The organism is Candidatus Abawacabacteria bacterium (assembly GCA_016207805.1).
Lineage (GTDB): Bacteria > Patescibacteriota > Gracilibacteria > RBG-16-42-10 > RBG-16-42-10 > JACQZO01.
Window position 1 is genome coordinate 1 of record JACQZO010000023.1, and the last position, 23,105, is coordinate 23,105.

Below are 23,105 nucleotides of genomic sequence, written 5' to 3' on the forward strand. Positions count from 1 at the left end.
AAAAGAAACGGGCTGAAGGCAAATCCTACAGGCATGTCATCGTTATTATTATCCGTAAGCTCTGTGAACGTATTTTTTCCCTCATCAAACATGACCGTCTCTATGTCAAACGAACACCTTTGACAATATAGTTAGTCTTATTCAGTTTTCAGCCTAAGGTAACTTTACGGTGCTCGAAGGATGAGGATTAGTATAAGGGGGATACCCCTTCATTGAGAATTTGTAATTCTTACTGCATGGCCAGCCAACGTTCACAATCCAGTGCGGCCTTACAACCATCTCCAGCGGCTGTGATTGCTTGGCGGTAAGTAAAGTCTTCTACATCTCCAGCAATGAAAATGCCTTCCACATTGGATTTCGTATGGTGTTGAGGTTTGAGGTAGCCGTTTTCAGTCATATCTAATTTTCCTTTCAAAAAAGCTACATTGGGATCATAACCAATAGCGACAAAGACCCCATCAATGGGCATTTCTTTGGTGTCATGAGTGTTCACATCCTCTAGAAGTACTTTTTCTACTCTTTGTTCTCCTAACATTTCTTTAATCACTGTATTCCAAATAATTTTAATCTTAGGCTCATGCATTACTCTATCTTGCATAATTTTGCTGGCACGAAAGGCATCACGACGATGAACAATCGTAACACTTTCGGTTAATTTGGCTAAGTGATGAGCTTCCTCCATTGCTGTATCACCACCACCCACCACTATCACATGTTTACCCTTATAGAAAAAACCATCACAAGTAGCACAAGTATGATACCCTCTGCCGACAAACTTCATTTCTGCAGGCAAACCAAGATAACGTGCAGAGGCTCCTGTTGCGATGATTACAGCATCCGCCTCATATTGACCTGCATCAGTGGTTAATTGAAAGGGACGAGTAGTAACATCAATATCAATTGCTGTTTCGTATAAAAACTTGGCCCCAAAGCGCTCTGCTTGAGCCTGCATATTACTCATTAATTCCGGTCCCATGATTCCTTCAGGAAACCCGGGAAAGTTTTCTACCATAGTTGTAGTGGTCAATTGTCCTCCGGGTTGAGGACCTGCTAGCACAGTTACAGACAAAGCAGCACGAGCAGCATAGAGAGCGGCAGTCAGACCAGAAGGTCCAGCGCCAATCACCACCACACGATGTTTTTTCATAACAAAAGTTTTTAAATTCATTGTCTTTCCCTTTATACCGGTTTCCTTTTACAACGCCAAGAAAATTCTTTATCCTGCTTAGGATCTTCACGACCCGCATGGAATCAAGCAATAGCACATATCAATGGCTTATATTAGGTATTATCGGCTGTACAATTGGCATATTGGCATTTGGAGGGATATTTATGGGAAGGACGCTCTATACCCTAGTAGAGGCAGTACAAAACCCACTTACCTTAATTGCAGCGCCGACTCCTCCAGTAGAGCATCAAGATGAAAGCGGCTGCACCCATATACTTCTACTTGGTGGCGGAGGTAAAGAATATGATGATGGCTCTGAATTGGTAGATAGTATTATGGTAGCCAGCCTCTGTCACAAACCTGATCAACTGATATTCACTTCTATTCCTCGGGACTTAGTAGTACCAATTGAACGTTTTGGTCCGAGAAAAGTTAATACCCTTTATATTCTTGCCAAGCATCAATTAGGCGAAGAGCATGCTTTTGATCTTATGCTCGAGGGTGCGCAGAAAATTACTGGTTTACCGATTCATTATTATGCTTATGTCGATTTCAAAGGATTTGTGAAAATTTTTGATAGTATAGCAGGCCCTGAAGGCTTGCCTGTTAAGGTTGAGCCTGGCTTTGTGGATAGAGAGTTTCCCGGTCCTAATTACAGTTATATCACCGTACGGTTTGAAGAAGGGGTACAAAAAATGGACGGAGAAAAAGCTTTACAATACGCACGCTCACGTCATGGAGTAGCGATTGGCACAGGCCAAAGTGTCGCCTCTGATTTCGATCGAGCTCGCCGACAACAACAAGTGATAGCAGCCCTAAAAGAACGAATCAAAGCGATTCTCTTTAATGCCGATATCGGCTCTATGGTGAATACAGTTAATGCGCTACAAGATAGCTATATCAGTAATATGTCTTTTCAAGATATGCTTTCTTTGGCTAATGTTTGGAAAAAAGTAGACTCAGCCCATACCTATAATGTGGTGCTCAAAGAGGGACCTGGCGAATTACTCTATATTCCCAGCCAGGAAGTAAGAGATCAACTCTACAATGGGGCCTGGATACTGTTACCAGATGGCAATAGTTTTGAAATTATCCACAAATATTTAGCTCGAGTATTAGTAAGCCCTGATCGAGCATTGCAGGGAACTGCTGTGGTTGAGATCCTCAATGGAACATCAACCAGAGGACTAGCTGGTCAAATAGCTAACAAATTGATGCATGAAGGCATTACTATTTTATCTCAATACGGCATCCGTAATACTTACAACAAAAAGCCTTATGAAAAAACCATTATTATTGACCGTACAGGCGCTAATCAGGACTTGGTAGAAGAAATCCGTAAGTTGATTGGCAATGCTACCATTGAGCAAGCAACTACAGAACCACTACTTTACTCCAGTGTCGGTGTCACTGTTATTGTCGGAAAAGATGCTATTGGGGATAATGAAGATAATATTAACACATCGAATATTGATGTGGAGAATTATCAAGTGCTACAGCAAAGACATGAATAAAGTTTTTAATGTTTTGCGTTTGCAATTGGCTGTGACCTTTGCTTATCGAGGCACAATACTTTTTTGGCTACTCATCCACATGATTGGCTTCATTGTAATGTACGCTTTCTGGACAGCGGTATTTAGCGATCGCGAGAGCTTCAATGGCTTCATGCTTACGAGCATGCTGCAGTATATTTTATTTGCCAATATTATTCGTGAATTTGTTTTAGTAGCTCCGGAATATGAGATTAATAATGACATTCGTAGTGGCAAACTCTCAAGTTATCTTTTGAGACCATTTTCTTATCCTTTGCATATTATTTTATCCAGTAGTCTGTGGCATTTGGTGGAGATATTTTTTGCCTTACTACTTTATGGTTTGGTAGGGTACTTAATTTTAGGTAATTCTATTTGGATTTCTGAGCCTCAATTACTTTTGTATATACTCCCATTGCTTTTCATCGGTCATATTTTTTGTAGTCTATTGTCATTAATTTTAGGCAGCTTGGCATTCTGGCTTACTGAAGCTTCTGCGTTTTTTTATTATAAAGATATCCTCATACTACTCAGTGCCGGCCTATTCTTCCCCAGAGCAACTACACCATTATGGTTTCAGCAGATCATGGATGTTTTACCTTTTTACTCTTGTATCGGCCTACCAGCTGAAATATTGGTACACAAATCTACTATCGAGACGCTACTACCAGCATTGGCCCATGTATCGCTTTGGACTCTTTTACTCCTGATCATTGCTTATCCTGTATGGAAACATGGTATTAAGAAATATGAAGCTGTGGGCAATTGAGGCTACAACTCTTGTCTGTCCGCAGCTCTAACCTCAGAGCCAATTTTCGTACCTACTTCAGATGCAATTTGGGCAAATTCATTAAACACTTCTCCAGGATAGAGTTGGGCAAACAGAGCATGCTCCACTGTGCGTCGAAATTCATACTCTTTATGAGCAGTAGGACCAGTACCAGAATCACCCATCAGTTTCATTTTCAATGACTTAAACTGAACCTCTACTGGAACCATCACCTTTCTTCCTTGAGCATCTTCAATCTCCTTGAAGAACACTACTTTTTCCACTTCAAAGTCATTAGCTTTAACGGGATTATGGCCAGAGACCCCGGTCGGAGTATCTTTAGTAATTGCCGTATCATCCTCATAAAATTTGTAAACACCCCAAACTTCTTTAAAGTACAACTTTAATTTTCTTACCCTATCTACAAACTGGTCCCTGCTCAACTCCCTGTCGTCAATCACCACCTCATAAGCAACCAAATCGTGAATCTTTTCAATCTGCCCTTTATTCAACAATTTCAAAACTGTAGAGTCAGCCCCTTTTGTTCGCTCTTTTAGCATCACTTCTATTCCTTCAGGAAAGAGCAATTCTTCTTCATTGGTTACGGGATTATAGATATACAAGGGCAAGAGCCTCATTTTCTTCATTCCTTTCAAAATAAAGTTGTCTGCTGTCGCCTCTGTACTCCACTCATCCTGACTAGATACGAATACGCCTCCCAGATCTACACCTTCTCTTCCCACTGCAGGATCTAAAGTATAATTAACTAAATTATTCATCCTGCGTGCCAACTCTCTTCTTGCTCGAAAAGGCGGATACTGATTAATCTTATTGTACAATAGCGCCAGTACGAGTACTTGCTGAGCAAGAAATCGTCTTTGTTTACCTACCGCATAATTGGGCCGTGAATAGAAGAGTGTTTCCGCTAAATCAAAAAATCTCTTCTGTGCTAAATCTTCAGGTAGGGGACACATCAGTATTTGTGATTTAGCAGCTGATACCTCTCCTGGTTCAATTGGTACCTTATTAGTGGTTTTTTTAAGTTGATACCCATGAGCTACTTTGTGAATCATTTCTAAAAACTTTACCGCATCTGATAATCGATCTTGCATGCGTTTGATTAGTATATCATCGATTTCACCTGGCTCACGTAATCCCAACTTATCCAATAAAGCTAGTTCTGCTTTATCAAATCTAGACTGAAATGATTTAATTGCTCTATTTAAATATTGTTTTCTTAATAATGGCTTTTTTAGTTGAGCATCTGACAATCCTGAAACCGCAGTCAAAAAAGCATCTTCGTCTAAGCCAATCAATTCAACTAGATCTTCTGTGGCAATCACTTTACCTTCGGTCAAAGCTTGAACAATGCCTGGAGTAAATAAAGGCTTATCTCCTCGATCAATACGATGTTTATTCTCATCTAGTGCTTCTGTGATAATCTCCTTAACGATATCATCATATGCAGTTTGCATTTTTTCTATTGAGATGGCCCCATCAATTACGCGAGCATATTCTGCCCTTAATGCTCCTCTCAAGTCTGCCTCAGCTTTTTTGATTGTATCTTCATCATCCATCATTGCATCCACTGAAACTGGGTCCATCTTTTCTCCTAGTACTTCCCGTAGGACGAGACGTAAACTATCCTGCCACAGATCTTCATTGTCTCTAGCGACAACAAAAGGTACCAAACCAGCGACTCGGGGTATTCGAGGATCAGGACCCTCAGCAAGACGATCGTAAAGTAAGTATTTAGTTAATCCTGTTGATCCATTAGCTTGCATATGCCAATATTTTTCAGTAAAAAGATGCTAGTTATTATTGTATGAATAGTCTTACAGCCGTCATCAAGCTTAGCTTCACTCGCGATATGATTTATCGAGCTAATTTTTGGAGCTCCGTATTATCACGCTTAGGGTTTTTGCTGGTAAACCTCGCGTGGTTTGGCATTATGTATACTTCTTTGCTGCACGTCAAGAATTGGGGATATGCTGAAAGTATGTTTTTTTTGGCTACATTTCAATTAATTGAAACTATCACTATTGGCTTTTTTGGTAATAGTTTTGCTAATTGGTACCAGCATATTAATTCTGGTTCTTTGGATGTGATACTGAGCAAACCTATTGATCCTCAATTGGTGCTTTCTTTGCATGCTATCTCATTTCCCCAATTACTTACTATTTTGGCTCCAGCCACTTTTATTCTTTATCTAGCTATCACTTTTCCTATCTTCACATCACTCTTTAGCATTGCCGGATATATGCTAGGCATTCTTTTAGCGGTTAGCATTTTTTATAATCTTTGGCTAATCATCATGACCTTTCTTTTTTGGCTAGTAGGCATTAGCTATTGGCATCAACTATTCCGTAGTATCACCAGCTTTCTTCAAGTGCCACCTATTGTTTATGAAGGCTTTCTCAAGTTTCTTTTTTACTTTATCATTCCTGTATTCGCTGCAGTAATGCTTCCCTTAGCCATTGTATGGGATAATTCCGTTTGGGCACTATGCCTGCTGCTAGCAATGGCGACTCTAACTACTGTGCTTGCCCGAGCGTTCTTTCACTATGGTTTAAAAGCCTATAATAGCGCTAGCAGCTAAAATTGTGCCGTGATATAATAAAAAGAATACAAAAATAAATGCGCTTCCCCCGATTTTTTTTAGTGTTGATCCTCTTGGCCACTGTTGGCCTAGAATTCCTACAAGTCACAACTGATAGTTTTAATGCTAAAGTGGCTCAAGCCAATCAGGAATTACAGCAAGAACACGCCAATGCTGTACTGCTACTTACCAGTGACCATAAGCAATTAAAACATACTTTACAGACCATCAAGAAAGATTACCCATTACAGGCAGTTCATTCATTGTCTCCTGATAATGAAGTTTTGGCTGTTACTTTTGACTATGATCAAGATCTCGCTTTCATTATGGCTTCTTATCAAGATCAAATCACACTTGAACCTGATTATTTAATGCAGGCAGCCGCCATGCCTAGCGATGCACTATTTGCGGAACAATGGTATCTGCAGAATACCGGCCAGTCCTATCATTCCTCCAGTACTACTCAATTCCAAGGTACAACTGGCATAGATATCAATTGGACTGCAGCCTTTGAACACAGCTCACTTCGAGGACAAGGTGTAACGATAGCTGTTATTGATAGTGGATTGCGTATTGGTCATACTGAGTTGCAATCTAGATTATGGCAAAACACCAGTGAAGCCAGTGATGGTTTAGACAATGATAGTAATGGACTTATTGACGATATTAATGGCTGGAATTACTTAGACAACAATCACATTTTCACTGATCACTTAGGTCACGGCACCCAAGCTGCGGGAATCATCGCAGCCAATAATGACACTGTTGGTATTGTGGGAATTGCCCCAACAGCAAGAATTATGCCTCTAAAAGTACTAGACGAAGATGGTAGGGGAAGGACTTCTAATGTAATCAAAGCCATTAACTATGCCGTTGCCAAAGGCGCCAAGGTAGTCAATATGAGCTTTGGTGGGGCCGGGGCTGATACAGTTGCTTTAATTAATACCTGTAACAATGCGGTAAATGCTGGAGTGGTACTAGTTGCTTCAGCAGGTAATGCTAATACTGATATTTTGCAAAATCATTTTGCCCCTGCATCTATTCCCAGCGTTATTGCTGTCGGTAGTATTACTAGTTTAGGCGATAAAGCTTCTTTTTCGAATACTGGTAATGGTTTGTCATTGGTTACCCCTGGTGTGAGCTTGCTCACCACGCGCTCTCAAGGCAGTGAAGAAAATGCTGCACAGGTACTAGCAGATGGTAGCAATAATTACATTATTAGCAGCGGTACTAGTTTCTCAAGTCCAATGGTAGCAGCTGCTGTTGCTCTCCTGATAGAACAAAATCCCGCCCTGACACCAGCCCAGATTCGTGCTCGCTTAGAGCAAACGGCAAGAGATTTGGGCACCACCGGAAAAGATAGTAATTTTGGCTATGGATTGTTGGATGTGCAAAATGCACTAGCGATCACAGCCCCCCCTGTTACCCCAACTAATCAGGCACCACAGATTATTAGCAGCACCTGGAGTAGTAATCCGCTAGTAAATGATGGTGAAATCAGCACCGCGCTTTCAGTGGTCGCTACCGATAATGAACATGACACATTAACAGTCAGTGCCGATTTCACTGCCTTAGGTAGCACGAATCAAACATTAATCTTGGGTACTAATAACACTTATACTTCAGCAGCTATTACTACTAGTAGTAGTGCTGGTGATTATACTATTCCTATTCAAGTATCAGATCCTACCCATACTGCAACTGGTAGTATTGTACTAACGGTAGCAGAAGCACCTGCGACAATCACCATTTCTGGACCTACCAGTGAAACTATTTTCAATACTTCAGAAAGCCAATTAACATTAAGCGGTCAGCTGACTGGCAATATTGCCACTATTAAAGTTAATGACATTAGTATACCTGGCTTTAGCTTAGGGCAAACCACCTGGAATTCTACTATTACAATAGCAGAGGGCACCACTGTTTATAATGTAAATGGATTTAATAGTGCTGCTCAATTATTAGCGTCAGATAGTATAGTCATCACTAGAGCAGCTGCACAGACAGCTACCCCGCCGCCTACATCTGAATCTGAAGAAGAAGACGAAGAGGAAAGCAGTAGCTCAAGACGGCGAGAAAGAAGACGAAATCGAGATCGTGATGACCCTATTGTTGAAGCTCAAACAACCATTACCTTTGCCGATGTACCAGCTGATCATTTTGCCTTTCAGCAAATTAGTGATTTAACCCTTAAAGGAAGTATTCACGGTCAAGATAATTTCTATTTTCCTAATCGTGTTATCTCAAGAGGTGAATTCCTAAAAGTAGCAATGCATGATGCTGGTCTAGTGAATAGCACTTGTGCCAGCAATCAAGCACATTTTAGTGATATTACTAATAATGTATTTAGCCAAGAAATTCACTGTGCTGTATATCAGAGAATAGTCTGGGATGGTAAAGAAAACTTTTTTCCTCATCAACCCATTACTCGTGAGCAAGCAATTCTATGGCTAGTAGCAATACGCCGAATAGTGCCAGAAACAAATCTAAGCAGCTCCTTTCCCGATGTTCGCGATAATAGAACTATGGCCTATATTGAAACTGCCAAGCGCTTACAATGGGTACAGGGTAATAATGGGCTTTTTTACCCTCACAATTCATTAAGTAGAGCTGAAGCTGCTAAAGTTATTGTTAATTCTCGACATTAAGCTAGACTGGGTGGGCTTATATTGCATTGATGCAAATTCTCCTGGATCAGGTCAGCAAACAATATCCTCTTTTTGAGAAAAGTCCCGGTATCTGGGGCAGTCTTAAAAGTTTATTTTATCGTAAGAAGAAAAGCAAAACGGCAATTAATAATGTTTCTTTCACCATCCCTTCAGGCAGTTTTATTGGTTTATTGGGCCCCAATGGTTCCGGTAAAACCACTTTAATGAAAATGCTCAGTGGTATTTTGGTACCTACGGAAGGGCAAATTCAGATTGGCCAATATATTCCCCAGCACAGAGATCATCAATTTTTGCAAAAAATTAGTTTGGTCATGGGCCAAAAAAGTCAATTGTGGTGGGATTTACCAACCATGGATAGTCTGCACTTTTTTGCTAGTATTTATGGTCTTTCAAAAACTGAATTTAGTCAAAGAGTCGCTTTTTTAAGTGAATTACTGGCTATTGAAGATTTACTTCATACTCCAGTGCGTAAACTATCCTTAGGGGAGCGCATGCGTTGTGAACTACTAGCAGCCTTATTACACTATCCCCAAATTCTTTTTCTTGATGAACCTACCATTGGATTAGACATTGTTTCCCAACAAAAAATACGGAAATTTATCAAGCAGTATCATGTCAGTCAAAAAGCAACCATTTTATTAACATCGCATAATATGGCCGATATCGATACTCTTTGCGATGATTTAATGATATTGCATAAGGGAGATATTGTTTTTCAAGGATCGGTAAACAATTTCAAACAAACCCATCCAATCCATCCCGTAATCCAGCTAACATTGCAGCAACCGCAAACGATCCCACCACTGCCAGTAGTAGCAAACATTGAGCAGACGACAGAACTTGTCCTACAAATTACTGTCCCGTACAATGAACTCGCAAATGTTGTCAGTATTTTATTGAAAGAATTAAGGATTGTCTCACTCAGTATCAAGGAACCGACACTAGATGAGATCATGCATGACTTCTTTCTTACCCAGACTTCTTCTTAATTTACTTCCGTGAACAAAAAACAATTACTCACTCCTCAATCTCAAGATTTTTCACAATGGTACCTAGATATCGTCCAACATGCAGAATTAGCTGACTATTCGTCAGTTAAAGGTTGTATGATCATTAAACCTTATGGGTATCGTATTTGGGAATTAATTCAAGCAGATCTCGATCGTCGCATCAAAGCTCGCGGTGTCCAGAATGCTTATTTCCCATTATTTATTCCCGAAAGCTTTTTACGCAAAGAAGCCGAGCATGTAGAAGGATTTGCGCCAGAAGTTGCTGTGGTCACTCACGCCGGCGGGAAAAAGCTCGATGAAGCTTTGGTAATAAGACCCACTTCTGAAACTATTATTTATGATACCTATGCTAAATGGATTGAGAGTTATCGTGATTTACCTTTACTAATCAATCAATGGGCTAATGTTGTTCGTTGGGAAATGCGCACCAGGCCTTTTTTACGCACTACAGAATTCTTATGGCAAGAAGGACATACTGTTCATGCCACCAAAGAAGAAGCTGATACGGAAACATTGGCAGCATTAACTATGTATCAAGACTTTGCTCGGGACATGTTAGCCTTACCAGTATTAGCTGGTTATAAATCAGAAAAGGAGAAGTTTTCTGGTGCGCTCTATACTATGGGTGTTGAGTCCTTGGCAAAAGATGGTAAATCGATTCAATTTGGCACCTCACATAATTTAGGTCAAAACTTTGCTAAAGCTTTCAATATCAGTTTTTCTGATACCGATGGCCAAAGAAAAACACCTTGGCAAACTAGTTGGGGTGTATCTACTCGGATGATTGGTGCATTAATTGTTAGTCATGGTGATGATGATGGCCTCAAATTACCGCCACCAGTTGCACCTATTCAAATTGTGATGATACCCATCGCCCGTGAAGCAGCAGACGCAAAAAAAATTATCGAACAACTCAATCAATTCAAACAAGACTTAACCCCGGTCAGAGTACATATTGATAGCAGAGATGGAGTCAGTATCGGTTTCAAACGCAATGAATGGGAAATGAAGGGTGTGCCATTGCGTTTAGAAATGGGTATGCAAGAGCTTGCTCAAAATATAGTGAGTATTGCTCGTCGTGATACCGGTGAAAAATTGGCCATTCCTCTAGATCAAGTAAGCTCAGCTTTGCCCAAATTATTAGATCAAATAACTACTGACATGTATCAGGCCGCAAAGACATATGTCGAATCTGCTATTACCGAAGTTCATAATAAAGAGGACTTTGATCGGGTAATTGAAAAAGGAGGTTATGCTAAAGCGTATTTTTGCGAAGATCCAGCAATGGAAAAAGAAATACAAGAAAAAACTAAGGCTACTACTCGAGTAGTAGTAATGGGCGACACAAAACCAGGAACATGTTTCTATTCTGGCAAACCAGCTGAGCGACAATGGTATTTTGCTAAAGCGTATTAAATATGTTTAGTAAATTTTTTGGCGCTTTTTCACATGATATTGGTATTGATTTAGGAACAGCGAATACATTGGTATTCGTGCGTAGTAAAGGCATTGTGATCAATGAACCTTCTGTAGTAGCAGTAAATGAAAAAACCAAACAAATCCTGGCTATTGGTGAAGCTGCTCGTCAAATGGTGGGGCGAACTCCTTCACATATAGTAGCGATTAGACCATTGGTGGATGGTGTTGTTTCCGATTTTGAAATTACTGAACAAATGCTCCGTTATTTCATTGATAAAGTACATAAAGAATCATTTACTCTTTTCCCTAGACCAAGAGTAGTAATTGGCATACCTTCAGGAGTAACAGAAGTAGAGAAAAAGGCAGTAGCCGATGCGGCTAGAAATGCTGGCGCCAGACAAAGCTATCTTATCGAAGAACCAATGGCTGCTGCTGTAGGCGCCAATTTGCCCGTACAAGAAGCTACAGGTTCCATGATAGTGGATATTGGTGGTGGCACTACTGAAGTGGCAGTAATTTCATTGGGTGGCATTATTACCAGCAAATCACTACGCATCGCGGGCGATAAATTGAATGAAGACATTATGCAATACGCCAAAGATCATTTTAATTTACTGCTTGGGGTCAGAACTGCGGAACGAATGAAATGGGAAATTGGCAATGTCTATGAGACTAGAGAAAGGGGAGTGTTTAATGCTCGCGGCAGAGATTTAGTTACTGGATTACCCAAAGAAATACAATTTGATGAAAAGATGATCCGTGATGCCTTGATGAAGTCAGCTATGATTATTAGTGAAACTGTGCGCTTTACTGTCGAGCAGACACCACCAGAATTGGTAGCAGATATTATGGAAAGAGGTATTACTCTTGCTGGTGGAGGAGCTTTACTACGCGGTTTAGATCAATTAATTGCCGCCCATACGCATATGCCAGTTTATTTAGCAGAAGACCCCTTATCTGCAGTAGTTCGTGGCACTGGTCAAGTATTAGAAAATCTTGATACATTGCGTGAGGTATTAGTTTCCACTGAAGATCACTCGCTTCTTAAATAAATCATTTTTATGCTTATTGCTCGTTTCGTGTGGAATTGGATTATGAACAGCTTAGTGCTAGGACTACTAGTAGTTTTAATACCAAGCATCCAAATTCATCCCGGACTTAGTGCCCGTGAACAAATCCGCTTATTTTTACTTGGCGGTTTGATTCTTGGTTTGGTAAATAGTATCATCAAGCCCTTATTGAAGCTATTTTCTTTGCCATTAATATTATTAACTGGTGGCTTATTTTTGATTGTGATTAATATGATTGTCCTGGCTATAGTTACTTGGCTTGTGCCAGAAATAGTGATCCCTGATATTATGACTTATATTATCGCTGCTGTTTTGCTTGGGATACTCAACACCATTGAAAACCTATTTTTTGTCTAGTACTATAACTTCGTAATTTTCATTTATGAACTTTCTTCAGTATATCTTTGTTGCCAACGCGGTTTTGCTTATTCTTTTTATTCTTTTACAATCCCGAGGAGTGGGTTTGTCTAGCACCTTTGGTGGCGATGGTACCTTTTACCGTACACGCCGAGGTCCAGAAAAATTGCTTTTTAGCTTGACCATTCTTTTCACCACTACATTTGCTTTACTTAGTTTAATCATTCCTCTTTGGGATAGCATTGTTGCCGGACTTCGTTAATCAAATATGATTTCTTATAAAGAAATTTCTCATTTTTTCCCGCGGGCAGAAAGAGCAGTTCTTGCTTTATTACTGACAGTAGCTTTAGTAAGCTCTACTTTTCTGATTGATAAAAGTATCTTTTCATCGGCTAGAGTTCGATCATTGGCAAATACTGGTGAAACTCTTTCTATCGCTCATATCGGCACTACAGAGAGCTTGAATAGTTTGTATTGTACTAGTTCAATGACCGTTCGTACCGCTTGTAGCTTGGCTTTTAGTGGTTTATTTAGCGTCGATCCTTTTAATCACACTCTCAAAAATGCTTTGGCCAATGAAATGAGCATAAGCAATGATTTAAAAACATATACAGTCACCTTACAAAGAGCACAATTCCATGACAATGTGGCCGTAACCAGTGCTGATGTGGTTTTCACCTATAATACCTTAGTGAAAGATCCTAGTTACGATGGTCCCTATAAAGGAGCTTTTAATGGTGTGAAAATTACAGCACAGGATCCCAATACTGTAGTTTTCACTCTGGATGAGGCCAATACTTTTTTCCCGTACAACCTTACCATTGGTATTTTACCTCAACATATTCTCGACGATGTACAATCAATCAATGATTTCTTAAGTCATCCATTTAATCGTAACCCTATTGGTACTGGTAAATATAAAGCCTCCTCCATTGTCAAGGATTCGAACACTAGCGAAATTAGGCTTACAGCATTCAATGATTTTTTTGGTGAGAAAGCGTATATCCAAAATATTCATCTTACCGGCTATTCTAAAATAGAGGACCTTAAGCGAGATATGCATAAATTTGACATCGCTTATGCAGAAAACTTGGCAACAGAAACAACAAATAATGATTATACGGCATATGACTTCACCCTACCACAATATGTTGGTCTCTTTTTTAACAACAATAGTGGTCCTCTGAATAACAAAAATATCCGCTTAGCAATAAAAGTAGGAACCGATCGAAATAAAGTTGCTCAACTAGCTGATAGTTTACAATTAGTTGATTCACCCTTGCCCGAAGTTTTAACTCAAAAGATTACTTATGATCTAGAGAAAGCAAAAAGCTTACTGAACACTGCTAAGGTTTCCGCCGATACTCCAATAGAAATAAAACTCGTATATCGCAAAGATCCAATGCTAGAAAAAGTGGCTACTGAAATTGCTCAACAATGGAAACCTTTGGGTATTAATTGTATTCTGATTGGCCAGGAGTTTGGGGAATTACAAAATAATTTTCTCAAACCAAGAAGCTATGATGTATTACTGATAGGCGAGCGCTTAGGAGGGAATATTGATCTTTATCCTTATTTTCATTCTTCTCAAATCAAATATCCTGGCCTAAATTTTTCTCTCTATAAAAATGTTGCTGTTGATAACTTGCTGAGCAAAATTCGCTTAACTCTTGATAACCAAGAGCAAAAAAAGCTTCTCAATCAAGCTTATGACAAAATTTTAGAGGATATGCCAGTGCTTCCTTTATATACAAACAGAGATACTATTTTCATCAATAAAAGGGTTCACAACACCTTTCTGCCGGCAAACCCGACTAGTCCTGAGCAATTATATGCCTTGATTAGCGCCTGGTATATTGCAGAAAAGCAAATCTGGATATAAACTAACCGCGCTTTTGATTTATTGTTTTTTCACTTTTTTTATTTATGAAGCTCGTTCTGATTCAAGATGTTCCTCATCTCGGTAGAAAACATGACATGGTTGATGTGAAGCCAGGTTATGGTAGAAATTTCCTTTTGCCTCGTAGTTTAGCTACTTTCGCTACGCCAGCTTTAGTGGCTCAATCACAAAAAATGCAAGCTAAAAGATTAGAAAGCCGTAAAAAGATGCAAGAACAAGCGAAAGAGCTAGCGCAAAAGATTAAGAATGTACAGCTTACTTTTGCTCGTCGGGTAACTAGTAAAGGTACATTATATGGATCTGTAGGTGCTTCTGAGATCGCTAAGGATTTAGCAAAAGAAATTAGTTGCTCTCTTGATAGTGAAGCTATTCGTATGTCCACCCCAATTCGAAAATTGGGTGAACACAAGGTAACTATTCACTTAGCTGATGATGTAGAAGCCCTGATTCATCTTAAAGTTATTAAACAAGCTTAATTCATGTCTGCATCTGAATATATCAAAACTGTCAGTATTGCTGATACAGTTGTACAAGAAGTAGCCGGCCGTAGTGTCGTGGTGACTCGCAGTACTATGGATCAAGTTCAAGGTGATGATATTGAAATGCATCAATCAATAGCCAAAAATGTCGTGAGCGAAAACGATGTACTTAGCTATCAAAGTATTGTGGGTACACTCCAAGGAAGAATAGTAAAAACTCAACGTTCTTTTAGTGTCTATACCAAAGCTGAGGTAATTGAGAGCAGAAGCAGCATTTCGTTAGTAACCTCAGCGGAAACAATACAGGGTACTTTGTACACTGTATTTACCAAAACGACGGCTGCTATTTTTGCGGGAACTTTATTACTTGGTTTATACTTTCTAAGAAAACGTTCTCGTTAATTTTATGGAAAATTTCGTTGCCCTTATTGGTCGACCAAATGTAGGTAAGTCGACATTGTTTAATCGTATCTTAGGTTTTCAAAAAAGCATTACCCATAAGCAAGCGGGGACAACTTTAGATGTGCTTTATGGCACAGTAGAGACTCCGAGCGGTAGCTTCATTTTGGCTGACTGCCCGGGAGTATTTGAAAACTTCTCCGATCCGCTTAATGTGCAGGCGCAGGAACGAGCCTTGGCCTTATTTCAAAAAGCTGCTTTATTGGTATTAGTAATGGATACCACCTTACCGCCTAGTAAAGAAGATCGAACCCTGGTGCAGTGGTTACGCAAACATGATCAACACTTCATTGTCTGTGCCACCAAAGCTGACCAGAGAAATAGCGAAGAGCATATCGCTGCCATCGAACAATTGACTGGCCAGGAAGCTTATCCTGTTGCTGCCTTACAGGGAGGAGGTATAGATCGTTTGATTCTGGGTATTAAGGACTTTTTCATTACTAATAAAATTCCTTTATTGCCAGATACTGCTAATAGCCCGAAACCTGATATTAAGGTGGCACTTTTAGGCAGACCTAATGCCGGCAAATCTACTTTATTTAATTATTTGGCAGGGGAGGAACTGTCTCTCGTTTCTGATATTCCTGGTACCACTCGTGATCCACTTGATGTGATCACCAATTATCCTGAGCTTAATATGTCCATTCAGTGGATTGATACTGCCGGTTTACGAAGGCGAGCCAAGATTGCCGATAATATAGAGTACATTTCTTATTTACGGTCTCATAAAGTCATTGAACAATGCGATATTGCCGTACTACTAATCAGCGCTGAGAATATGGTAGTACACAGAGACGAAACTATTATTCAATATATCTTGGAACAACGTAAGGGTTTAGTAATCGTAGTAACCAAGAGTGATATAGTCAGTCATGAAGTACTCAAAAAATTTGAACAAGAGATGCGCTATATACTGCAATATGCCAAATGGGCACCAATAGTACCGTTGTCTGTACATGAAAAAAAGGGGGTAGATAATTTGCTCCACATCATTCAACATGTAGCAGCCCAGTACAGTAGAACAATATCGACACAGAAAATTAACAAATTTTTGGAATATTTTCAAAGCCTTCATACCGCACCATTGATCAAAGGCAAGCGTGCCAAAATGTATTATGGTCTACAAACCGATACCAAGCCTCCTCATTTTCTATTTTTTGTTAATGATGACGATGTCTTTCGATTCTCCCATGTGAGAGCAATTGAAAATAATTTGCGCCAATATTTTGAGCTGGAAGGAACGCCAGTAATTATTGAGTATCGCTCACGTCGTGAAAAGACTGAGGAATAAAATGAACAAAACGAATTCTTGCCGATAAATCCTGATAGAATGCTATCTGATATTGGTGAGGAATTTTAATAGTGTCATTGAGTAGAAGATCTTTTTGCTCAGGAGAAATTTCCCACCACATCTCAGGATATGCCCCGTGAGGGTATAAAGCGACAATATGAGCTAATAACTTTCGACAAAGATCAAGCCCATCAGGTCCACCAGACAATGCTAATTTTGGCTCAAATAAACGCACACTATCAGTAAGAGTTTGATAGATATGTTCATTGAGATAAGGCAAATTGGCTACAATTAATTTGGGTAAATTAGTTTGCGGCAAAAAAGAGTCCAAGAGATCCCCCTGCTGAAACTTGACAAGATTAATACTGATGTTTAATTGTTTGGCATTTCTTTGGGCAACAGCCAAAGCATGTTCACTGATATCAACCAGAACATAGCGATGCTGACTAGCTAAATGAGCCAGAGTTAGTCCGATACAGCCAGAACCAGTACCAATATCGGCCACTAAACTTGGCACTGGATAGGATGATAGTGAATTAAGTACATGAGCAATTAACTCTTCAGTTTCTTGTCGAGGAATAAGCACATGCTTATCAACAAAAAAGTCGACATCATAAAATCGCTTATAACCAACGATGTAAGCAAGGGGCTCTCCACTAATCAACTGCCGCGCTGAATTAAGTATGGCATTGATAACATTGCTAGGAGGAACAAAATCTTGATGCGTCAGAACCCACAAACGATCTTTTTTGAGAAAATGAGCAATCAACACTTCAATTTCATGCCTATTTGTACTAGAAAACATTTTAAGCACCGATGCAAGGTCCACCATATTCTAGATAATAAAACGCCGTTAATAGGAACGACAGTACGATAGCCGAGCAGGGGACATGTGCACAAGTTGGTATTAAATACTTAGTATGCACAATGTATCTTGTGCGATCTTTTTGCTAATCAGCATGTTTTACACAAAGCCAAGTCTATGGCTTACTATTGACACAATTCCCCTAAAAACCCTTACCTGTTAATTTCCCTGAGCTCCACTGAGCCGATATATCGGCGAAGAGCTACCAGCTAATAAAGGCGATGCCAATGAATCAAAAGTAATTACAATTTCATAGCTTTGCCCAGTTGCGTCTACTGTATATTTATATTCTTGAGCTGGAAATGCAGGATCTTGAATACGACGAGTCAAAAGACTGCTACCAATTAAACTATTCAACAAACTAGTATAGTTACTTGCCCCTGGGTAACGCCCTTTACTATCATAATAAGCCTTCAATGCCACCCTTAAATCATTAACATCTTGGGCTCTTTGAGCATCATTACTTGACAATGGCACTACCGATGGTGTTGGTCTAACTATAGTTTGTACCACGGTTGGCAATGGCGTCACTACTGTGGGCATTGGTGCAGAAACGAAGAACCAACGGTAAATTAAGTAAATCACCAAACAAACAATAGCAAATCCCACCCCCAAAACTGTCAACGCTAACCAGGGTCCGGTATGCTCACCACCCTCCTCTGCTCCAGCTATATTGGTAGCACTATCAGGATGCAATTCTTTTGCCGGCAGCTCTTGATGAATAGGCATTGATACCTCTGCTAAATCTTTATCATCAAACTGCACATTCACTCTCGGAGTCCCCTGCTCCACAGCCACTGGCGTTGGCTCAACTGGTGCAGGCTCCAAAACATTAATTGACTCTGGAACATTATTGACTGGCTCAGGCTCTGACTCAGCGGCTGGTAAAGGTTCATAATTCGTTGATGTACTTTCCGGCTCTAGTATAGAGGCCGACTGGCTAACAGCCATTTCGGACTGAGTAGCAGCTGCAGTGTAAGCTGGCTCTTGCGTAAAGTTGGGCGGGGTAGGAACTTCTAAAGGCGCAGGGATTAGCGTATCAGACGTTTCCGTCTGTGAGATCACGGGATCATCAACCGGCATCACCATAGCGGGTTCCTGACTTTGGCTCATATTAGCGGGCTCAGCCTGCATTGGTGCCGGCTCTGCACTAACAGGCAATGGAGTACCACACGCGATACAGTGCGTTCGTCCTGACATGTTTTCCGTACCACAGAATGAACACTTCATAATTAAAAGATACGATCTAAATAAACAATATAACGCTCGCGAGATGTTTGATATGGCCAACAGGTAAAGAGCACAAGCTCTTCTCTGCCATAATCGGTTACTATACTGCTTGTATTAGCTCCCACAACTTCTTGTTTTACCACTTTATATTTCAACTGTTGACCCTGAAATTGAATAAATACTTCATTGCCGATCACCAATCGGTTTAAATTTTTGAACACTTCATTAAAATTGGACCGCACATAACTAAAATTTGAGGAATGACCAAAAATCACTGTCTTGTGACCACTTGCTGGTGGGTAAAGCAATTGTCCTACACCAAGTTTCAAATCATCTTTCCATTTGGCATCAATTCGAGCATCAGTAGGGGTGACAGGAATATTCTGTAATCCTAAAGCCGGTATACTGATAGAATAGGTACCAATATTTTCACTATTAACGGCAGCCAATACTGGTCCGCTTGTACGAGGTTGGGTGGGAACCAATTGAGGTTGAGAAGCTGGTACTGCTGGCACAGGTGCTGGAGTAGAAGTAGCCACTGGAGTTGGAATAGCCACAGGCGTCGGTGCTGGTGGGATAACTCTGGGAGCAACCGGTACTGAGGTTACTGGTCTTGGGAGGACAACTGGCTTAGGTGTTGTTGCCGCGGCAATTGGCTTTGGCGTAACAGTAGGCTTCACTGGAGCCGGCAATACACTAATCGATGGACCACTATTTACTACTACAGGTTCAATTGTCGGCTGAACTTCAACTGTTGGTTGAATCTCAACTGTATTAGCAGCCAATGGCTCAGAAACATTATACAGTGGCTCTAATGTGAAAGCAGCTGTTTCATCACGCAAAGCTAATATGCGCGTATCATGGTAACTCATCATTTGCTCGACAAAATGATTCAACAAAGATTGTTCTTGATAGGCCATGTTTGTCACCAGACCATCTCCATTACCGGACGAAGCTGTCAAAGCAGCAATAGCAAGAGTGAGGATTGAGTACATAGCACAGTTACTTCAATATATTTTAAAACAAGTAGAGCAGAAGGTCAACCCTTAAGGTAGCCATGTAAGCGGATCTATCGCAGAACCATTTTGGCGCACCTCAAAGTGTAAATGTGGACCAGTATAGTAAGGACCTGTTCCTTTGGTACCAGGCATACCGCCAGTCAAAGCGACAATCTCGCCCTTTCGCACGATATCTCCTTTCTCTACAAAAATTTTAGGTAAATGTCCATATACAGTAGTAATATCGCGACCTGATTCATCGCTGCCATGATAAAGCACCAAGTAGCTATAGCCGCCATCATTACGATCAACGATATGCAATACGACTCCATTAGCTGGCGATCGAATCGGTGTTTCTGGAGGTTGAGGAATATCAATTGCTGAGTGAGGGAAGCCAAAGAGCCGCTGATAACCAGAATCACGGAAGTAAGCGCTGATACCTTTATAAGCCGCGTCAACTGGCCAGATGGCACCGTTCTGAGGATTAGTGAGTGCAAATTTATCACCGAACTTAACCTCAATATTTGCTAAACTATCTGGTGTTTTAATTTTTTCAATTTCACCTTGCAGACCGACGATATCCGCTTCCACCTGCTCCATTTGTTTTTTGAACTCTTGTAACATTAATTGGTATTCTTCCTCTTTACCTTGGGTTTTATCGAGAAGGAAACGCTTTTCTTCTTGCTGTCTATTAAGAACCAATTGTTGATCGTTCAATTCTAAACGAAGACGATCTAAACGATTCTTCTTCAGCTCAAGGGAACTTTGCTCACTGCTTAGCTGTTCATGAGAAATTTTGAGTTGCTCAAGTAGACTTCGTCCGGTAGCTTCAAGTGACTCCATGTTTTGCAATTCGTCTAAAGAATCAGCAAAGGTTTTGTGGGACAACAACACTTGTAAAACCGAGGTATTCTCTTGCTCGTAAATTGCTTGTATATAAGCTGCTATTGCTCTTTTTTGTTCACCAATTTCTTTTTCTTTGAGCAATAAACGATTGGTAATCGTATCTATTTGACCATGTAAGGTTTTTAATTCTGTATCGAAACGAGCAATATTAGCTTTGGTCTCCTGCGCTTGCTGATCAAGAAATAACAACTCTTCTCGTAAGGTAGTGTTTACCGTTTGAATTGCCTGATATTTCTGCAGACTGTCTTCAGCTAGAGATTTTAAGCGATCTTGCTCACTTTTTGAATGTAAAAAATCCTGTAATAACTGCTTTTCAGCAGCATTGGCCCGGGCAACAGCTTCTCTATCTGCATCAGTGATAGCAGGAGGTGTGTTTTTGATTACTGGCTTAGCTACGGGCTTGGCTGTGGTTACTTGAGAAGTTGCAGTGGCTCGCGCCGAAGGCGTGATAGCTTCCCAAGTACGAACAAAATCAGGATCTACTGGTAACTCAGCAGCTATTGCGGCTGAAGAAAAGTTCAGAAGAGTACCAGCAATAATTCCACTAAGTGAAATTACTGTAAAAAATGTGATCTGCTTTGGGGGAAAGCGCATAAAACTGTTTCTATTCATAGTAGCAAAACCAATGACTCAGCACAATACCATCACTGGCAATAAAAAGCTACTCCAAGAGGTTATCTATTAATTTTGCCAGCTCATAATCTTTATTAGTTATCTTACCAGCACTATGTGTGCTGAGCAGAACTTTGACCTGGTTGTAGTTATGCAGAAAAAGATCCGGATGATGATCACATTGTTCTGCCAACACACCGATGTTATTGATAAAAGCAAGAGCTTCCTGAAATGTCCCAAACCCAAACTCCTTTACTAAGCACTGATCTTTTTCTAACCAAGCAGTCATAAAAGAATATTAACGATTGCAGTCTATTAACCCATAGAGAGTGTATGCTTGCAAATGTAAAAAAAATCAATACACTTATGATGCTTTGGCGACGTGGCGGAGTGGTTACGCAGGGGTCTGCAAAACCCCGTACACCAGTTCAATTCTGGTCGTCGCCTCCAATAAAAATCTCAATAGAAGCTATGTAATGGATCTATGGGGGGATCTTTCTATTGCTATAGTAATAAAGAAATATATAATACTGGCAAAGCGCCTGAGCCAGGAGAATGGGCCTTGCAAGCTGAGAGATGAACAAGCTGGATATACTGCATCAGTAGTTTCTTCGGAAGAAGACCGTAATCACACTTCACACCGATGTCGATATTACGGAGTCGGTAAGCAAGGTTGCATTGGTAACAGTGTAACAAAACAAGGTGGCACCATGTCGCATGCGCGGCGTCCTTGTAAGGAATATCTTTAATCTTTTTCCTTATGAAACGCTTACTTACTGGTGACCGACCGACGGGACGATTGCATCTAGGACACTATGTGGGCTCATTGCAAAATAGAGTGGCCCTGCAACATAGCCATGATACTTTTATTATGGTAGCAGATGTACAAGCACTCACAGATAACTTCGCTAATCCTCAAAAGGTACGAGCAAATGTCTATGAGGTGGTATTAGATAATTTGGCAGTAGGCATTGACCCTGACAAGGTTACTTACTTTATTCAATCTCAAATTCCCGAGATTGCTGAGTTAACTATATTCTTTCTCAATTTAGTAACAGTGGCCCGCTTACAACGCAACCCCACTGTCAAAGAAGAGATTAAACAAAAGAGCTTTGGCACCAGTATTCCAGCAGGTTTCTTTTGTTACCCTGTATCACAAGCTGCAGACATACTGACATTTAAGGCAGAAATAGTGCCTGTAGGTGAAGATCAAAATCCCATGCTGGAACAGACACGAGAGATTGCCGACAAATTTAATAGTTTATATGGTGCGCTATTTCCTAGACCAGAAACTGTACTGGGCCAAACAGCAAGATTAGTTGGTATCGATGGCAATAATAAAATGGGGAAAAGTCTTGGTAATACTATCTGTCTGGCAGATACTGCTAAGACCACTGAGCAAATGATCATGGATATGTACACCGATCCTAATCGCAAAAAAGCTACTGACCCAGGGAAAGTTGAGGGTAATCCACTATTCATTTATCTTGACGCTTTTGCCTCAACTAATGAGCTGGCTCAGATTGAAGATTTCAAAATACGTTATCGTGAAGGACGTGTGGGTGATGTGGAAATAAAAAAGTATTTGGCTAATTTACTTAACCAGCTACTCTCACCTATTCGCATGAAGAGAGTGGCACTGGAAAGGCAGCCCCATCTTGTGCAGGAGTTATTAAAGAAAGGAACTGCAAGAGCAAAAGTAGAGGCTCAGCAAACACTCAGGGAGGTGAAGGAAGCGATGAAGATTCTTTATTAGGATTTAGTAGTGAATT

General features: G+C 40.3%; 21 protein-coding genes and 1 tRNA gene. 15 read left to right on the forward strand and 7 right to left on the reverse strand.

The features are described from left to right. Positions 1–229: 229 nt before the first annotated feature. On the reverse strand, positions 230–1,147 hold the full coding sequence (gene trxB / locus HY817_05070; protein MBI4836602.1) for a thioredoxin-disulfide reductase: 918 nt from the start codon (positions 1,145–1,147) through the stop codon (positions 230–232). 98 nt (positions 1,148–1,245) lie between these two features. Here trxB and HY817_05075 point away from each other — a divergent pair, with 98 nt between their 5' ends. Both HY817_05075 and HY817_05080 read left to right on the forward strand, forming a co-directional pair. Further along, on the forward strand, positions 1,246–2,682 hold the full coding sequence (locus tag HY817_05075; GenBank protein ID MBI4836603.1) for an LCP family protein: 1,437 nt from the start codon (positions 1,246–1,248) through the stop codon (positions 2,680–2,682). Next, entirely contained in the window at positions 2,675–3,469 is a 795-nt protein-coding gene (locus tag HY817_05080) for an ABC-2 family transporter protein (GenBank protein ID MBI4836604.1), read from the forward strand. Before HY817_05075 ends, HY817_05080 begins: the two co-directional genes overlap by 8 nt. A 2-nt stretch (positions 3,470–3,471) precedes the next feature. On the opposite strand, the gene HY817_05085 is transcribed toward HY817_05080, so the two are convergent. After that, the gene (locus tag HY817_05085; protein ID MBI4836605.1) at positions 3,472–5,253 is read right to left on the reverse strand and encodes a hypothetical protein; all 1,782 of its coding nucleotides are present in this window, start codon (positions 5,251–5,253) and stop codon (positions 3,472–3,474) included. A 41-nt stretch (positions 5,254–5,294) separates the two neighbouring features. Between HY817_05085 and HY817_05090 the strand changes: the two genes are divergently transcribed. From HY817_05090 to der, 11 genes are read left to right on the forward strand one after another with little or no spacing between them, the layout of a single operon-like run. After that, positions 5,295–6,068, forward strand: coding sequence for an ABC-2 family transporter protein (locus HY817_05090; protein MBI4836606.1), 774 nt, complete (start codon positions 5,295–5,297; stop codon positions 6,066–6,068). A gap of 38 nt (positions 6,069–6,106) precedes the next feature. Next, entirely contained in the window at positions 6,107–8,716 is a 2,610-nt protein-coding gene (locus tag HY817_05095; protein ID MBI4836607.1) for a S8 family serine peptidase, read from the forward strand. Between the two features lie 29 nt (positions 8,717–8,745). Further along, positions 8,746–9,726 carry an ATP-binding cassette domain-containing protein gene (locus tag HY817_05100; protein ID MBI4836608.1) on the forward strand — a complete coding sequence of 327 codons (981 nt, stop codon included), beginning with the start codon at positions 8,746–8,748 and terminating at the stop codon, positions 9,724–9,726. A 9-nt stretch (positions 9,727–9,735) separates the two neighbouring features. Beyond that, on the forward strand, positions 9,736–11,163 hold the full coding sequence (locus HY817_05105; protein MBI4836609.1) for a proline--tRNA ligase: 1,428 nt from the start codon (positions 9,736–9,738) through the stop codon (positions 11,161–11,163). A gap of 2 nt (positions 11,164–11,165) precedes the next feature. Beyond that, positions 11,166–12,218 (forward strand): rod shape-determining protein, encoded by a 1,053-nt coding sequence (locus HY817_05110; GenBank protein ID MBI4836610.1) that lies wholly within the window; start codon positions 11,166–11,168, stop codon positions 12,216–12,218. Positions 12,219–12,227: 9 nt separating this feature from the next. Further along, complete coding sequence (locus HY817_05115; GenBank protein MBI4836611.1) at positions 12,228–12,593, forward strand: phage holin family protein; 366 nt, start codon at positions 12,228–12,230, stop codon at positions 12,591–12,593. A gap of 25 nt (positions 12,594–12,618) precedes the next feature. Next, a complete protein-coding gene (gene secG / locus HY817_05120) occupies positions 12,619–12,855 on the forward strand; it encodes a preprotein translocase subunit SecG (GenBank protein MBI4836612.1) in 237 nt (78 codons plus the stop codon). Positions 12,856–12,861: 6 nt separating this feature from the next. Further along, positions 12,862–14,475 (forward strand): ABC transporter substrate-binding protein, encoded by a 1,614-nt coding sequence (locus tag HY817_05125; GenBank protein MBI4836613.1) that lies wholly within the window; start codon positions 12,862–12,864, stop codon positions 14,473–14,475. A 44-nt stretch (positions 14,476–14,519) separates the two neighbouring features. Further along, a complete protein-coding gene (locus HY817_05130; protein ID MBI4836614.1) occupies positions 14,520–14,969 on the forward strand; it encodes a 50S ribosomal protein L9 in 450 nt (149 codons plus the stop codon). A 3-nt stretch (positions 14,970–14,972) separates the two neighbouring features. Continuing rightward, complete coding sequence (locus tag HY817_05135) at positions 14,973–15,374, forward strand: hypothetical protein (GenBank protein MBI4836615.1); 402 nt, start codon at positions 14,973–14,975, stop codon at positions 15,372–15,374. A gap of 4 nt (positions 15,375–15,378) precedes the next feature. Next, positions 15,379–16,722, forward strand: a complete 1,344-nt coding sequence (gene der / locus HY817_05140; protein MBI4836616.1) for a ribosome biogenesis GTPase Der — start codon at positions 15,379–15,381, stop codon at positions 16,720–16,722. Here the strand turns inward: der and prmC are convergent. From prmC to HY817_05165, 5 genes are all read right to left on the reverse strand, one after another. After that, positions 16,682–17,527 (reverse strand): peptide chain release factor N(5)-glutamine methyltransferase, encoded by an 846-nt coding sequence (gene prmC, locus HY817_05145; protein ID MBI4836617.1) that lies wholly within the window; start codon positions 17,525–17,527, stop codon positions 16,682–16,684. The genes der and prmC overlap by 41 nt on opposite strands. Positions 17,528–17,746: 219 nt before the next feature. Beyond that, positions 17,747–18,817: a hypothetical protein gene (locus HY817_05150; protein ID MBI4836618.1), complete on the reverse strand. Its 1,071-nt coding sequence runs from the start codon at positions 18,815–18,817 to the stop codon at positions 17,747–17,749. Between the two features lie 2 nt (positions 18,818–18,819). After that, positions 18,820–19,812 (reverse strand): sortase, encoded by a 993-nt coding sequence (locus HY817_05155; GenBank protein MBI4836619.1) that lies wholly within the window; start codon positions 19,810–19,812, stop codon positions 18,820–18,822. Between the two features lie 51 nt (positions 19,813–19,863). After that, complete coding sequence (locus HY817_05160) at positions 19,864–21,333, reverse strand: peptidoglycan DD-metalloendopeptidase family protein (protein ID MBI4836620.1); 1,470 nt, start codon at positions 21,331–21,333, stop codon at positions 19,864–19,866. Positions 21,334–21,382: 49 nt separating this feature from the next. Further along, positions 21,383–21,622: a 4a-hydroxytetrahydrobiopterin dehydratase gene (locus HY817_05165; protein MBI4836621.1), complete on the reverse strand. Its 240-nt coding sequence runs from the start codon at positions 21,620–21,622 to the stop codon at positions 21,383–21,385. A gap of 87 nt (positions 21,623–21,709) precedes the next feature. On the opposite strand from HY817_05165, the gene HY817_05170 reads away from it, so the two are divergent. Continuing rightward, a tRNA-Cys gene (locus HY817_05170) sits at positions 21,710–21,783 on the forward strand. A gap of 310 nt (positions 21,784–22,093) precedes the next feature. After that, positions 22,094–23,089 carry a tryptophan--tRNA ligase gene (gene trpS, locus HY817_05175; GenBank protein MBI4836622.1) on the forward strand — a complete coding sequence of 332 codons (996 nt, stop codon included), beginning with the start codon at positions 22,094–22,096 and terminating at the stop codon, positions 23,087–23,089. Positions 23,090–23,105: the final 16 nt, after the last annotated feature.

Bases quoted from the DNA above. Each gene is read 5' to 3' on its own strand.
- trxB (MBI4836602.1), bottom strand. From the start codon at position 1,147: ATGAAAAAACATCGTGTGGTGGTGATTGGCGCTGGACCTTCTGGTCTG.
- HY817_05075 (MBI4836603.1), top strand. From the start codon at position 1,246: ATGGAATCAAGCAATAGCACATATCAATGGCTTATATTAGGTATTATC.
- HY817_05080 (MBI4836604.1), top strand. From the start codon at position 2,675: ATGAATAAAGTTTTTAATGTTTTGCGTTTGCAATTGGCTGTGACCTTT.
- HY817_05085 (MBI4836605.1), bottom strand. From the start codon at position 5,253: ATGCAAGCTAATGGATCAACAGGATTAACTAAATACTTACTTTACGAT.
- HY817_05090 (MBI4836606.1), top strand. From the start codon at position 5,295: ATGAATAGTCTTACAGCCGTCATCAAGCTTAGCTTCACTCGCGATATG.
- HY817_05095 (MBI4836607.1), top strand. From the start codon at position 6,107: ATGCGCTTCCCCCGATTTTTTTTAGTGTTGATCCTCTTGGCCACTGTT.
- HY817_05100 (MBI4836608.1), top strand. From the start codon at position 8,746: ATGCAAATTCTCCTGGATCAGGTCAGCAAACAATATCCTCTTTTTGAG.
- HY817_05110 (MBI4836610.1), top strand. From the start codon at position 11,166: ATGTTTAGTAAATTTTTTGGCGCTTTTTCACATGATATTGGTATTGAT.
- HY817_05115 (MBI4836611.1), top strand. From the start codon at position 12,228: ATGCTTATTGCTCGTTTCGTGTGGAATTGGATTATGAACAGCTTAGTG.
- secG (MBI4836612.1), top strand. From the start codon at position 12,619: ATGAACTTTCTTCAGTATATCTTTGTTGCCAACGCGGTTTTGCTTATT.
- HY817_05125 (MBI4836613.1), top strand. From the start codon at position 12,862: ATGATTTCTTATAAAGAAATTTCTCATTTTTTCCCGCGGGCAGAAAGA.
- HY817_05130 (MBI4836614.1), top strand. From the start codon at position 14,520: ATGAAGCTCGTTCTGATTCAAGATGTTCCTCATCTCGGTAGAAAACAT.
- HY817_05135 (MBI4836615.1), top strand. From the start codon at position 14,973: ATGTCTGCATCTGAATATATCAAAACTGTCAGTATTGCTGATACAGTT.
- der (MBI4836616.1), top strand. From the start codon at position 15,379: ATGGAAAATTTCGTTGCCCTTATTGGTCGACCAAATGTAGGTAAGTCG.
- prmC (MBI4836617.1), bottom strand. From the start codon at position 17,527: ATGTTTTCTAGTACAAATAGGCATGAAATTGAAGTGTTGATTGCTCAT.
- HY817_05150 (MBI4836618.1), bottom strand. From the start codon at position 18,817: ATGAAGTGTTCATTCTGTGGTACGGAAAACATGTCAGGACGAACGCAC.
- HY817_05155 (MBI4836619.1), bottom strand. From the start codon at position 19,812: ATGTACTCAATCCTCACTCTTGCTATTGCTGCTTTGACAGCTTCGTCC.
- HY817_05160 (MBI4836620.1), bottom strand. From the start codon at position 21,333: ATGAATAGAAACAGTTTTATGCGCTTTCCCCCAAAGCAGATCACATTT.
- HY817_05165 (MBI4836621.1), bottom strand. From the start codon at position 21,622: ATGACTGCTTGGTTAGAAAAAGATCAGTGCTTAGTAAAGGAGTTTGGG.
- trpS (MBI4836622.1), top strand. From the start codon at position 22,094: ATGAAACGCTTACTTACTGGTGACCGACCGACGGGACGATTGCATCTA.